A 14,473-nucleotide genomic window follows, 5' to 3' on the forward strand; every position below is an offset into this window, starting at 1 on the left:
CTATCTGCGCCTATCAAACGAATACGAGGAGAAGTATAATGAATTGATTCCAGTGGACTAATCCGTCAGAGGTGAATAGATGAACATTCAGAAGAAAATTTGGACAGGCGTTGCCGTTTCTATTCTACTTCTAACTTATTTTGTAGCTTTGTCGTGGGTCATGTTGGACTCATCCTGGGCGATCGTTTCTACGGCGCTTGGGGCAGCCGGCATTGCCGCTGTCGGCTTCATTTCTATAGGAGCAGTCCGCAGCTTGCGGAGCGGCATGGCGCAGATCGCCGGCATCGCGAAGAGAATGGAGGAAGGCGAGAAGGTGGAGGAGGCCGGTCCGGCAGAGGCAGCCGGCGAGTTCCGCTCCCTGGCCGCGACGTTCCGCTCCCTGGCGGACACCCTGTTCAACAAGACGGAGCAGGAACGCTCCATGCGGCTGGAGGCGGAGGAGCAGGCATGGATCAATGCAAGCGTCTCGGAGATGGCCATTCTGCTGCAAGGGTCTATCGAGGTGGAGGCGGCTTGTCGGATTTTCATCCGCAAGCTGGCTGCAGCTGTCGATGCAAGCTACGGCTCCATGTATGTCGGACGCGACGCGAAGTATCATTTCGCCGCCGGTTATGCCCATGATGCCGGCGAGCTGCCGCGGGAGCCGATTCAGCCGGGGCAGGGCCTGGTGGGGCAATGCGCTTTGGACAAGGCTCCGCTGGAGCTGCGGCATATTCCCGATGGGTATATCCGCATCCAGTCGGCTCTGGGAGCCGCCGTGCCTTCCAGCCTGCTGGTCGTTCCCCTTCTTTACGAGGGGGAGACCGTCGCTGTCCTGGAGCTGGCCTCGTTCCGGGAATTCGCCGGCAAGGAGCGGCAGCTGATCGACCGCGTCAGCCACAATATGGGCGTGCTGATCAATACGCTGGCGGATGTGGCGAAGATCGACGAGCTGCTGCGCGAAACGCAGAACCAGAAGAAAGAGCTTGAAGCCCAGACGGAGGAGCTGCAAGCCCAGACGGAAGAGCTGCAAGCCCAGACGGAAGAGCTGCAGCATCAGACGGAGGAGCTGCAGGCTCAGACGGAGGAGCTCAAGGCCCAGGCGGACGAGCTTCATCTCCAGTCAATTCAGCTGGAGCAGTCCAATGACCAGCTGCGGCTAGAGACGGAAACGACGGCCAGGCAGAAGGAGCAGATCGAGATTCAGTTTCTGGAGGAGCAGGCGCAGGCCGAGCAGCTGCGGCTGCAGGCGGAAGAGCTGCGTGTGCAGACGGAGCAGTTGAAGGAAGCCGGCGAGATGGCGCTTCGCCAGAAGGAGGAGATCGAGCGTCAGGCCGACGAACTGAAGGATCAGGCGGAAGAGCTTCGCCTGTCGAACGAAGGGCTCAGGGAGCAGATGGAGCTGACGGAGCGCCAAAAGCGGGAGCTTCAGCTTCAGTCCGAGGAGCTGCAGGCCCAGACGGAAGAGCTGCAGGCTCAGACCGACGAGCTGCAGGCCCAGTCGGAGGAGCTGCAGGCCCAGACCGACGAGCTCAAGGTTCAAGCCGAGGAGCTTGAAATGTTCAATCATTCGCTGCAAGAGCAGATGGAACTGACCGAAAGCCAAAAGATCGAAATCAAAGCCCAGGCGGACGAAATCTATCTGGCCGCCCAGCACAAATCGGAATTTCTGGCCAACGTCTCCCACGAGCTGCGCACGCCGCTCAACAGCCTCCTCATCCTGTCGCAAATATTGGCGGAGAACAAGGAAGGCAATCTGCAGACCAAGCAGCTGGAATATGTTCATACGATCTACTCGTCCGGCAAGGATCTCCTGCAGCTGATCGACGAAATTCTCGATCTGGCCAAGCTGGAGACCGGCAAGATGACTCCTGTCATCGAAGCGACCGAGCTTCACGGCATCGCCGACCAGCTGTACCGCACTTTCGAGCTGCAGGCGCAGAAGAAATCAATCGCCTTCGACATCCGGATGGACCGCAGCCTGCCGGCTTCGATTCTGACGGATGGGCACCGGGTTCAGCAGATCATCCGCAACCTGCTGTCCAATGCCCTCAAATTCACGGAGGAAGGCTCCGTTTCTCTTCATATCGGTTCCGGCAGTCCGGCATCGCCGGGAGCCGGGCCGGAAGAAATCGTATTCGCCGTCGCGGATACGGGGATCGGGATTCCCGCGTCCAAGCTGGAGGCCATCTTCGAGGCCTTCCAGCAGGCGGACGGAACGACGAGCCGCAAGTACGGCGGCACGGGCCTTGGCCTGACGATCAGCCGAGAGCTGGCGGGCCTGCTAGGGGGGCGGATCGAGGCTTCCTCCATGGACGGACAAGGAAGCACCTTCAGCCTGATTATTCCGGCCAGACTGCCGGAAGCCGCCGCAAGCAAGGAAGCGGAGCCGATCTCGATCGCATCCGAATCGGAGAGGTCCGGCCAAGGCAAGTTCATGGAATCGTTCGTTCCGGACATTTCCATCTCCAATCCGAAGCTGCTGCAATTTTCCGAGATGGAGGACGACCGCGACGATCTGCAGCAAGGCGATACGGTGCTCCTGATCATTGAAGATGATGCCGACTTCGCGGCCATCCTGCTGCAGATCGCCCGGCGGCGCGGCTTCAAGGCGATCGTCGCCTTCCAGGGGGACCAGGGCCTCGCGCTCGCCCATGCCTACAAGCCGGACGCCATTCTGCTCGACACCGATCTTCCTGTCCTGGACGGATGGTCGATTATAAGCAGGCTGAAGAGCCGGCCGGAGCTGAGGCATATTCCCGTTCACGTCATCTCGACGGAGGACCGCGACCAGCAGACGCTCAGCCTCGGGGCGCTTTCCTTCTGGAAGAAGCCGAACGGGCCGGAGGAGCTGGAAGCCGCATTTCTGGACATCGAGTCGTACATCCGGCGCCGGGTCAAAAACCTGCTGATCGTCGAGGACAATGTCGATCTGCGCAAAAGCCTGGTCGCCTACATCGACCATCCCGACGTCCGGATCACCGCGGTCGGCACGGGCCGGGAAGCGATGGAGCAGCTGGCCGTCCAGCATTTCGACTGCATGGTGCTGGATCTGGGCCTTGCCGACATATCGGGCTTCGACCTGCTGGAGCAGGTGAAGACCAACCGCAAGCTGCAGACGCTGCCCGTGACGATTTACACCGGCAAGGAGCTCGGCAAGCAGGATGAGCTGAAGCTCAAGCATTATGCCGAGAGCATCGTCATCAAGAACGTCAGGTCGATGGAGCGGCTGTACGACGAGACCGCCCTCTACCTGCACCGCCGCACGGCGGACCTGCCGCCGGACAAGCAGCGCATCATCGAGAAGCTGCATAATCCGGAGGCTGCTTTCGAGGGAAGGCGCATTCTGCTCGTCGACGACGACATGAGAAATATTTTTGCCTTGTCCAGCGTGCTGGAGGGCTACAACATGGATATCCAGTTCGCCCAGAACGGCAAGGAAGCTCTCGCCATGCTGCAGAGGATGGAGGATGTCGATCTCGTCTTCATGGACATCATGATGCCGGAGATGGACGGCTATGAGACGATGAGGGCGATTCGCGCCATTCCGGCCTACGACAGCCTGGTCATCATCGCGCTGACGGCGCGGGCCATGGAAGAGGACCGGATCAAATGCCTGGATGCGGGAGCATCCGATTATATTCCCAAGCCGATCAACACAACCCAGCTGGTCACGATGCTCAAGACTTGGCTGATCAACTAACGACAACGAAAGACAGGTGGGGCTGGGATGGATTATCCCGTTAACATTCTGCTTGTGGACGACCGTCCGGACGAATATACGTCGATTGCGGCGCTGTTGGCCGACAAGCCTTATCAGCTTCTGGGAGCGGCTTCCGGCATGCTTGCGCTCAAAGCCTTGCTGGAGAACGAGGTCGCGCTGATCATCATGGACGTGCTCATGCCGGACATGAACGGATTCGAGACGGCCCGGCGCATCAAGATGAGAAAGAAATCGCAGGATATTCCGATCATCTTCCTCACATCGCTCACCTCGGAGCTGCAGGATTACATGAAAGCCTATTCGGCCGGCGCCATCGATTACTTGACCAAGCCGTTCCAGCCCGACATCCTGCGCAGCAAGATCGACGGCTTCGTGAGCCTGTACAAAGCGCGCAAGGAGCTCCAGATCAAGAGCGACCAGCTGCAGCAGCGGACGGCCGAGCTGGAGGCGAGCAACCGGGCGCTGATGGAACTGAAGGAAAAGGCGGAAGTCGCGCTGCGGATCAAGTCCGGGTTCCTCTCCATGATCAGCCATGAGATCCGGACACCGATGAACGGCATCCTTTCCATGTCCGAGATGCTGCTGGAGGCGGAGCTCAAGCCTCAGGACCGCCGCACGGCCGAGATTATCCATAAGAGCGGGCGAGGGCTGCTGTCCGTCGTCAATCAGATCCTGGATTATTCCAAGATGGAATCCGGCAAGATGGAGCTGGACTACCGGCCGTTCGAGGTGGAGGAATGCCTGGGAGAAACGCTTGATCTATTCAAGGGGCTCGCTCTGGAAAAAAACCTGAGCCTCGAATCCTATCTGGATCCGTCTGTTCCTGCGGTGCTGGAAGGCGATTCGAACCGTCTGCGGCAAATACTGATCAACCTGATCGGCAACGCGATCAAGTTCACCGAATCGGGCGGCGTCAAGATCTACGTGAACAAGAGAGACGAGACGGAGGAAACCGTTCAGCTCGAGTTCGTCGTGGAGGATTCGGGAATCGGCATTCCCCAGGAAAAGATGGACGAGCTGTTCCAGCCGTTCATCCAGCTTCAGACGCCGTTCGCTTCCAAGCAGGAAGGGACCGGTCTCGGCCTGTCCATCTGCAAGACTTTGGTCGAGCTGATGGGCGGAACCATCTATGCGACCTCCCAGGTCGGGGACGGCACCATGTTCATCTTTACGATGATCGCCGCTCTGCCGGCCGGCGGCCGGCCTTCCGTTTCCGCTTGAAGACCGGTTCTGCAAAAGAATGGACAAGCCCTTGGCCCGTGCTGCCAGGGGCTGGTTCTTTTTTTCGGGACGATTCCGATCCGGACGACAGCAAGGACCGGCAGGCGGCAAAAGCCGTCTTTTTTCATTTTCGCCGAGAATGTGAAAAAAAGGGAATAAACCCGAAAAAAGGTGCCTTTATCGGCCGGTATTGTGTTGGTACGATGATCACATACGGGGTCGTCCCCTGTATGAATGCATGGATGGGAAAGGAGCTGGAAAGACGAATCGGTTTTATGAAAGCGTTATCAAAAGTCGAGGAGGAACAAAATGAAGAAAATGACGGCGGGCCTGCTCATGCTGGCCCTTATTCTGTCCCTGCTGCCGGCGGGCAGAGCTACAGCCTATAACGGCGAAGTCGCGCTCGGCTCCGGCTCTTATTCCACGGTGCTGCCGGCCGGAGCGGTCGACACCCAGTCCAACATCTACAAGACGGCCAACGTCACGGGAGCGATGCCTACCAATGACTGGTGGAGCAACCTGGCTTGGGATACGTATTCCGAAGCCCAATATCCGCATCCGCTGGCGATGAAAAACGGCTCCGGAGGCATCCGCATCTATTATCCGGGCAACCGGATTACGGCGAACTCCAGCTGCGTCTGCGGCTGGATCAACGATATCCATGACTTCACGGTCGGGCATACGGCCGTCTCGAGCTTCCCCGACGCCAAGGTCGACGGCTTCAGCGACTGGTTCGTGAAGGCTCAATACAAGAGCGGCGCGAACGAAATGAACGTTACGTACGGGCACGGTTCTCCTTACGTGTACTTTACGTATGCGGGCGGCAGTCCGAAGGTGGACTTTTACGACGCTCCGACGATCTGGTCCGGCAGCGCAAGCACTCCGGTGCTAGGCATAACGGTGGCAGGCGCGCATTACGGGCTGTTCGGCGCGAGCGGCAGCACCTGGAGCGGCATCGGCGGCAAAACGCTGACGAACAACGGCAGCACGTATTTCTCCGTTGCCGTCCTTCCGGACAATACGCAGGCGACTCTGAACAAATACGCCCAGTATGCCTACTCGCATGTGACGGGAACCCAGGTGTCGTATGCCTACAACGCTTCGACAAGCAAGGTGACGTCGACCTTCACCTTCACGACGCAGGCCAAGCAGGGCACGCAGACGGGCACGATTTTTGCCCTCTATCCGCATCAATGGAAGAACAGCTCGAGCCCGCTGCTCTCCTACACGTACAATTCGGTGCGCGGCCTCATGAAGACGGGGGAAGGGAGCTCTTTCCAGACCGTCATGAATTTCAACGGCGTGCTGCCTTCCCTGCCGGACAAAGGCTCCTATGACCGCGCGCTGCTCCAGCAGTATGTGGACCAGGCGGAGGCAGAGACGTACAGCGGCGACGCCGACACCTACTGGGTCGGCAAGACGCTCGGCAAGCTGGCCTCGCTCGCTCCGATCGCCGACCAGATCGGCGACACGACGGCGGCGAACAAGTTCCGCAGCTCGATCAAGACCATTCTCCAGGGCTGGTTCAAGTCCAGCGACGCCGCCGGCAACCTCAAGAGCGGCAATGTCTTCTATTACAACCGCAACTGGGGCACCGTCATCGGCTATCCGGCCAGCTACGGCTCCAACAATGAGCTCAACGACCACCATTTCCATTACGGTTACTTCATCAAAGCCGCTGCGGAAATCGCCAGGACGGACAAAGCCTGGGCTTCCGCCTGGGGTCCGATGGTCAACCTGCTGATCCGCGACATCGCCAGCAGCAGCCGCACGGACACGATGTTCCCTTACCTGCGCAACTTCGATCCTTATGCCGGCCATTCGTGGGCTTCCGGCCATGCCCGGTTCGGGGACGGCAACAACAACGAATCCTCCTCCGAGGGCATGAACGCCTGGGCGGGCATGATTCTGTGGGGACAAGCGACGGGAGACACCGCAATCCGCGATACAGGCATCTCCCTGTACACGACCGAGATGAACGCAATCAATGAATACTGGTTCGACGTCACGGGCAGCAACCGCCCGGCCGGCTTCACCCGCTCTACCGCGAGCATGGTCTGGGGCGGCAAGACGGTAGGCGACGGCACCTGGTGGACCGGCAACCCGGAGGAAGTGCACGGCATCAACTGGCTGCCGTTCACGGGAGCATCGCTCTATCTGACCCAGTACCCGGATTACGCCGCCAAGAACTACAATGCGCTTGTATCCGAGAATGGCGGCACGAACTTTGACGCGTGGGAAGACTTGATCTATATGTACAGAGCAATCTCGAATCCGGCGGAAGCGAAAAGCTTCTGGAACGCGCGCGGCAACGCCCTCTCGGCCGAGGCGGGCAACTCCAAGGCGTTCGCGTACCACTGGATCTACAATCTGGATGCGATAGGCGTCCAGGACCGCACCGTGACGGCGAATACGCCGCTCTACGCCGTCTTCGTGAAAAACGGCGTCCGCACTTATACAGCTTATAATGCAGGCAGCTCCGCAATTACCGTCACCTTCTCCGACGGCAAGACGATGTCGGTGCCGGCGAACGGCTCGGCGACGGAAGGGGCCGGCGGAACGACGCCGACCCCAACGCCGACGCCGACCCCAACACCGACCCCAACACCGACCCCGACGCCGACCCCGACCCCGACCCCGACCCCGACGCCTGCTCCGTCGGCGGGAGCGATTCCGGGCAAGATCGAAGCCGAGAGCTACGCTTCCATGAGCGGCGTGCAGACGGAGGCGACAACGGATACCGGCGGCGGGTTGAACGTCGGCTACCTGGATACCGGCGACTGGATGGATTACAGCGTCAACGTCGCCCAGGCGGGAACGTATACGCTGCAGGCAAGGGTGGCGAGTCCGAATGCAACGGGACAATTCCAGCTGCGCTCCGGCAGCACGACGCTCGCTACGGTAACGGTGCCGAATACGGGCGGCTGGCAGACCTGGACGACCGTCTCGGCGCAGGTGCAGCTGGCAGCGGGTCCCCAGACGCTCCGCGTCTACATCAGCGGTCCGCAGTTCAATATCAACTGGCTGCAGTTTGCTTCTGCAAGCAACGTGCTGACTTACACTGCCGCCGATTATACCGCGACAGTGACCAAGTCGGGCACGTCGGAAGCGCTTGTGTTCGCTCCCAAGACGGCGGCGGCTTACGTCGATGTCCATTACACGATCAATGGAGCCAACCAGCAGAACGTGCGCATGGTTCAAAGCGGAACCAACTGGACGCATACGATCCAGGGGTTGGCCGCAGGCCAGTCGATCGAGCTGTGGTTCACCTATGAGAAGTCGGGACCGCAATACGATTCGGCTCATTACACGTATACGCATTGAGGCGGTGGTTCCTTTAGCGGATCCTTTTGAATGGGTTCCGCAGCGAGAATGAGAATGCGTTCAAGAGAGTGGGAAAGAGGAGGTCGTCGTAACCGACGCCTCCTCTTTCCTTTTGATGGCTAAGGTAGAGTTGGCGGAAAAAGCCGTCTTATTCGCTGCTCAAGCGCATGCCGAGCCGGAATAAGCCGAAAAAATCGTCTTATTCGCTGCTCAAGCGCATGCCGAGCCGGAATAAGCCGAAAAAGTCGTCTTATTCGCTGCTCATGCGCATGCCGAGCCGGAATAAGCCGAAAAAATCGTCTTATTCGCTGCTCAAGCGCATGCCGAGCCTGAATAAGCCGAAAAAGTCGTCTTATTCGCTGCTCAAGCGCATGCCGAGCCGGAATAAGCCGAAAAAATCGTCTTATTCGCTGCTCAAGCGCATGCCCAGCCGGAATAAGCCGAAAAAATCGTCTTATTCGCTGCTCAAGTGCATGCCAAGCCGGAATAAGCCGTCTAACTCACGCTCAAGTCGCATGTCGAGCTAGTGGAATAAGCAAACGAAAAAAGAGGGGGGCCTCCAGCCACTCTTTACCTGACTGGGGCATCCCTCTTAAAGTCTTACCTGCATTCGATTGCTCCGCCAAAGTGTGTGCCACGACATCCTTTAAACCGGAATGAACAAAAGCGGATAAGTTTTGTTGAGCTTGTGTTATTGCATCTTTTCGCCGTTGTCGATGACAATCGTGTCCTCAAATACATAAGCGTTGCTCATGCGGAGCACTTCCGTGAAGTAGGACAGCGGCACGTACGTGCTTCCCTTCACGAGAGCCGGAGCCGTTCCGAGCACAATCGGAGCGGTGCGGTTGTAGACGTAATAATCTTTGCCGATCTGGAGGCTGCTTCCCGGACCGATTAGGGTCGATTTGGTTTTGGCGTCCCAGGTAAGCTTGTACTTGAGCGCTTCGGCGATCGGACGCAGCGGAACCATTACCGTGCCTTTGGCGTCCGTGTAGGCGGCAGATCCCTTCAGGATCTTGCCTTCAACTATGATGGTTTTGTCGGTCACGTCGATAGGAGCTACCGGCTCTGCGCCGTCTCCGGGCGCTTGACCGATCGGAGGCACGGCTTCCTCAAAGAGGACGACGATCTCTTCCGGCGCAGCCTGGGCAGGGATGCTCTTCGTGCTGATGCCGTATTTGACCGCGAGGGAGCGGCCGGACAGCTCGCCGGTGAACGGCGTTCCGTCTTCAAGGATGATTTTCGTCTGGTCGGACGGACGGATCAGGAGCATCTTGTCCAGACTGAGCAGGCCTTCAGCGCCTTCCTTGCTCGTGGTGAACTGATCCACCTTCCAGGAGGAAGCGCCATCGGCTGCGGGAACGATGACCTCGGCCGGGAACTGCGGCGGATAGATCATGATGGCCGGCTTGCGGGTATCGTAGAAAACGGTCAGTTCGGCGCCGCTCTTCACCAGATCGGTTCCGGACGAGTAGGTGTTCTTGCTGACGACGAAGTTGGTGATGGAGTCTCCTTCGCTCACGACCGTGACCAGCTTGTCCCCCGTCTTGCCGAAGTCGGCGATTTCCTTGACCTTGCCGGTCACGGGCGCGAAGGCAGCGACGGGCTGCTGTTCTTCAGGCTGCGGGGAACTGATCGGAGCGTTGATCGGAACCGCCGTGGCAGGTTCGGAGGCAGCTGCGGCAGAGGCCATGGGAATGACCGAAGCGGCGGTAAGGGACAGAATGGCTGCGGACAGCAGGGCTTTCTTGCCTTTAGGATGTTTTTTCATAGGTGCATCTCTCCTGTCATGTCATGGTTCGGCGGCGACAGGCCGCCCTTTTCATCCTCCTCTGACGGGGACTGTCAGGAAAAAGTTACAGATGGAAGCAGCTTTTTCCGAAAGAGTTCTTGGGTGGAACCCAGGTTTCATGATAAATTGGAACCGCTTCCTTTAACAGGGAATTATTGAAGCGGAGGGGGAACTATGAGGCGCAATATTTGGTTGTCGTTCGCTTTCCACGTGATTGTCCTTGCCGGAACGATTCTGCTGTTTGCCATGGGCTGCTCTCCGCTGGCGCTTGTCTTGGCCGCTTTCATCGGATACCTGGCATTAGCCTATGCATGGCTGGTTCCGCTGCGTTCCGTGTGGGCTGACTTGGCATCGGTATCCTTTGTGAGCCTGACAGGCTTCGTTATCGGACTTATTTGCCTGGCGTTCCCTGGGATGATGGGGTTCGTCAATTCAAAATAACGATCCGCAGCGCCGAAACCGTCCATCATGCCTCATGCCATGACCGCCTCCATTCGAGGTGGTTTTTTGGTATAGGGATGATACAGGCCAGGAGTTATCGGACATAGGATTCGCTATTTGGAGGAAAAACCGTTTTTGGGATGCGAAACGGACATAGGATCTCTTATTCTATCAATTCCTATTGCATTCATGATAAAAAATACGAAATAACGGATCGTAGGTCCGATACATGGCGAAAAGGGACTTTTGAGAATAAATAACGGAACGTATGTCCGATTTCCGGTAAATAGAGCGATATATCCATACTTTTTATCGATAAATTAGCTAGAGTGCCACGTTCCAAAACAGCTCCGGTGAGAACGTAGAACTGTCGCGCAGCAAACAAAGTTGGGGGCAGTCCGTTCTCGACGGAAAGCGGCAACCGCTTGACTTGCAACGGCAAGCATCAGGAAGCTGCCAGGCGCTTTCATGCACCCTACCTTTATCGCGCGAGAGGAAGAAGGAAAGAGGAAAGCGGCAAGATCTGCGAGTTCAATTGCTGCCGAGACCGTCAACCCGGTTCTAATAAGAAAGAAATAAAATAAAATTTTAGTAAATTGTGTTAGTATGGAAATAAATTTTCCCATCGTGTTCTCTCCATACGAATTCCTCCGTCCTTGATCAATCATCAGTCATCGATCCGCCCGCTGTCCTTTTCCAAATCCTGTTACAGGCGGTACCTACCCTTCCAAAAAGGTGGTATAGGCTATGGCATCCTCTCCCGGCAAGCATTCGTTCCGCATCTCGTTGTTCCGAAGGTACTTCGCCAGCTACTTCGCGCTCATCCTCGTTCCGGCCATCGCGGCCTGCGCGCTTGCCCAGGTGCTGGCGGTACGCCTGATCGAGAACGACGCCCGCAAGCTGAGCGATGTCATGGTGTCCCGCGTATCCGATCAAACGGACGCTTCTTTCCAATCGCTGCGCGCCAGCATGCTCGGCATGCTGTCCGGCTCCGGACTGTCCGGACTGCTCCGGACCGCCGGCGGTTCCTTGGAGGACCGTGAGCGCTCCGAGATGATTCATTCCCTGAGGCAGCAGCTCGGCAAGCTGGAGGCCGATCCGCTCGCTTCCCGCGTCTATCTGTATATGACCAAGGAAGACATGGTGATCGATCCCGATGCCTATACCGGAAAGTCCTATTATTTCACCATGCGATACCCGCTGAGCGACGGGATGCGGCACGAGCTGGCCGCGGGGCTAAAAGGACGCAAGATGCTCGACTTTGTCCTAACCGGCACGGAGCAGCTGTCCGCGGTCATCAGCTATCCTTTCAACACCGACTCGCCTGAAGCCTATCTGGTCGTCCAGCTCAATCAGCGGGCATTCGGCGAGCTGCTGCGCATCCCGGAGCCTTGGGCGGCGGGAACGATGCTGCTGAACCGTGAAGGGGAGGTCATCGGCCAAAGCGGTCTGGACCGCGGCGAGGCTGCCAGGCTGTCCTCCCTTGTCTTTCCGGGCTCCTTCTCGGCGCTGGCAAGGTCAGAATCCGTCTCCTCCTTGCAGGCGCTATCAGCAACCGCTGCCTTGGAGGCTCTGTCAGGAACCGCCTCTCAGGCGCGATCAGAACCCGCCGCCACGGAGGCTCTGCCGGGCGCGGTCTCTGCCGATATGCCCGGCTCCTCCTTCCGCACGGCCGAGGACAAAGGCATAGCCCTCGTTCCTTCCAAGCTGGACAACGGCTTTGCCTACCTGAGCGTAGTGGACATGCCGGCGCTTATGAAGCCGGTCACCGCAATCCGGATCGTCAGCTGGGCGTTCCTGCTGTTCTTCCTCGTCGTGGGCGGCCTGGCATCCTACCATCTGAGCAGGAGGAGCTACCGGCCGATCCGGGAAATCCGGGAAAGCTTCGGCCTGCAGCGAGCCTTGGAGCCGGCGAGCCGCTGGCGGCTGGCGAGAGGGAGCGAGCTCGATGCCATCCGGGACTACTCCCGGCTGATCGTCTCGGAGAACCGGCAGCTGTCCAAGCGGGTGGACGGCTTGCTGCCGATGCTGCGCGAGCATCTTCTGGCTCGGCTGCTGCTTGGCGAAGGAAGAGCTCCGGCGGAAGATGCCGAGGAACTGGGCCTGTTGCCACGCAGAGACTCGGGGAAGGCCATGACCGTGTTCTGCATCGAGATTCATTACGGAGCCTATCCGGAGATGCCGCTCTCCGGGCAGTCGCGCCATATTCTCATGAAGGAGCTGAAGGAACGGATCATGGAGCTTCTGCCTCCCCCGATTCGGCTCGCCCAGCTTCCATCCGGGTTGCTGGCATGCGTCGCCGAATCCGCTCCCGGAGGAATTTCTCCGGCCGAATGCGCCGGCAGAATCCGGGCTGCGCTCCTGCATCATGCCGCGTATTACACCGCGACGATCGGCGTCGGCAGCGATGCGGAGACGGCCGAGGAGCTGCCGGCTTCCTGCAGGCAGGCAATCGAGTCTCTGCAGCAGAGGAGTCTCGGCACGGATGTGGAGATTTGCGCGGTCCCGAAACCCGGAAGCCAGCAATCGGCCGTGGCCGCGCGGGCCTTCCTTCCCGTCAAGGAGCTCAACCGGGTGACGAACCTGTGCGGCAGCAAGAACTACGACGGGCTGCTCGAAGCCGCCTACTCTGTGATCAGCGAAGGAGCACTCCGGGGAATGCCGGCCGTGCGGATGAAGTCGCTCTGCGCCGATCTGCTCAACGCCTGGATCCGCGTCTCGTCGTCCGAACGGGACGATGCCGGTCATGTCCATGCGGGCCTCTACGAGCAGCTGGGCCGCTGCATGACCGGAGATGAGCTCCGCAAATGCTTCGCGCTTATCCACGGAGTGCTTTTCCCCAAACCGTGCGAGGATCGCAAGGCCAAGAAGTTCGCCGCCGTGCTGGACTATATCCACGAGCATTACGACGAGGAGCTCTCTCTCGATTATTTCGCCTGCCAGATGAACATGTCCGCCGGCCATTTCAGCCGCTTGTTCAAGGAAGAGGTCGGGGAGAAGTATGTGGAGTATCTGGCGATGTACCGATTGAAGAAAGCGAAGGAGCTGCTGCTGTCCACCGACCTGCGCATCGACGACATCGCGGGCAAGGTCGGTTATTGGGGACGCCATTCCTTCATTCGCGTATTCCGCAAATACGAGGGCGTCACGCCCGCGCAATACCGCTCCTCCCGCCCCGGCGCCCGCCCGGGCGCCTGAGGGTCCGTTTTTTCCCCAAGGGTCCTTTTTTGCGCCGCCAACGCTGCCGATTCCCGTCCTGACAGGCGCTGCGAAAACGGCTACAAGCCGCAAGGATGCATGCTTTACGACACCGCGATCCACTTCGTATAGTGGAGCCATCTTCCGGAATCCACGAGGAGGTGGTCATGTTGACGAGCGGCCGCCGGCTGCTGCCGGTTCTGAGGAAGCACCGGGCGCTTTACCTGCTGATGCTTCCCGGCATCCTGTATTACATCATTTTCAAATACGTCCCCATGTACGGCATCATCATCGCCTTCCAGGACTACTCCGTCGGCAAAGGCATTCTCGGCAGCAAGTTCGTCGGATTCAAGCATTTCGTCGAGTTTTTCTATGTAACGCCGGATGCCTGGAAGCTGATCCGCAACACGGTCCTGCTCAATGTGTACGATTTGCTCTTCCATTTTCCCGCTCCGATCCTTCTGGCGATCCTGTTCCATGAAATCCGCATCACCTGGTTCAAGCGGCTCGTGCAGAGCATCAGCTACATGCCGCATTTTCTGTCGACCGTCGTCATCGCCGGCATCCTCGTCACCTTCCTGTCTCCGTCGACCGGGGTCGTCAACCATGCGCTGGAGCGGCTGTTCGGCCTGGAGCCGATCATGTTCCTCGGCGAGCCGGGCTGGTTCCGGACGATCTATGTCGGCTCCGAGATCTGGCAGAAGATCGGCTGGGGCACGATTCTGTACCTGGCCGCCATCTCGGGCATCGATCCGACGCTGTATGAAGCGGCCAAGATGGATGGCGCGAGCCGG

Annotated in this window: 8 protein-coding genes; 7 read left to right on the forward strand and 1 reads right to left on the reverse strand. The window is 58.7% G+C overall.

Annotated elements, in window-relative coordinates; genetic code table 11:
* The first annotated feature begins 160 nt into the window (after positions 1-160).
* From VE23_RS20575 to VE23_RS20585, 4 genes are read left to right on the forward strand one after another with little or no spacing between them, the layout of a single operon-like run.
* On the forward strand, positions 161-3,682 hold the full coding sequence (locus VE23_RS20575; RefSeq protein ID WP_232317006.1) for a response regulator: 3,522 nt from the start codon (positions 161-163) through the stop codon (positions 3,680-3,682).
* Between the two features lie 27 nt (positions 3,683-3,709).
* Positions 3,710-4,924: an ATP-binding response regulator gene (locus tag VE23_RS20580; RefSeq protein WP_021879996.1), complete on the forward strand. Its 1,215-nt coding sequence runs from the start codon at positions 3,710-3,712 to the stop codon at positions 4,922-4,924.
* The gene (locus tag VE23_RS26690; RefSeq protein ID WP_127509161.1) at positions 4,921-5,313 is read left to right on the forward strand and encodes a hypothetical protein; all 393 of its coding nucleotides are present in this window, start codon (positions 4,921-4,923) and stop codon (positions 5,311-5,313) included. Before VE23_RS20580 ends, VE23_RS26690 begins: the two co-directional genes overlap by 4 nt.
* Positions 5,234-8,248: a glycosyl hydrolase gene (locus VE23_RS20585; protein ID WP_049868947.1), complete on the forward strand. Its 3,015-nt coding sequence runs from the start codon at positions 5,234-5,236 to the stop codon at positions 8,246-8,248. Before VE23_RS26690 ends, VE23_RS20585 begins: the two co-directional genes overlap by 80 nt.
* 691 nt (positions 8,249-8,939) lie before the next feature.
* Here VE23_RS20585 and VE23_RS20595 read toward each other — a convergent pair.
* Positions 8,940-10,019 (reverse strand): copper amine oxidase N-terminal domain-containing protein, encoded by a 1,080-nt coding sequence (locus tag VE23_RS20595; protein ID WP_049868949.1) that lies wholly within the window; start codon positions 10,017-10,019, stop codon positions 8,940-8,942.
* A gap of 195 nt (positions 10,020-10,214) precedes the next feature.
* Between VE23_RS20595 and VE23_RS20600 the strand changes: the two genes are divergently transcribed.
* The 3 genes from VE23_RS20600 to VE23_RS20610 form a co-directional block, all read left to right on the forward strand.
* Positions 10,215-10,481: a hypothetical protein gene (locus VE23_RS20600; protein ID WP_048746058.1), complete on the forward strand. Its 267-nt coding sequence runs from the start codon at positions 10,215-10,217 to the stop codon at positions 10,479-10,481.
* 747 nt (positions 10,482-11,228) lie between these two features.
* Positions 11,229-13,679: a helix-turn-helix domain-containing protein gene (locus VE23_RS20605; RefSeq protein ID WP_049868950.1), complete on the forward strand. Its 2,451-nt coding sequence runs from the start codon at positions 11,229-11,231 to the stop codon at positions 13,677-13,679.
* A 167-nt stretch (positions 13,680-13,846) separates the two neighbouring features.
* A partial coding sequence (locus VE23_RS20610) for an ABC transporter permease subunit (protein WP_232317007.1) occupies positions 13,847-14,473 on the forward strand: 627 nt, incomplete at its 3' end.

Source organism: Paenibacillus sp. D9 (genome assembly GCF_001188365.1).
Classification (GTDB): Bacteria; Bacillota; Bacilli; order Paenibacillales; family Paenibacillaceae; genus Paenibacillus_O; species Paenibacillus_O humicus.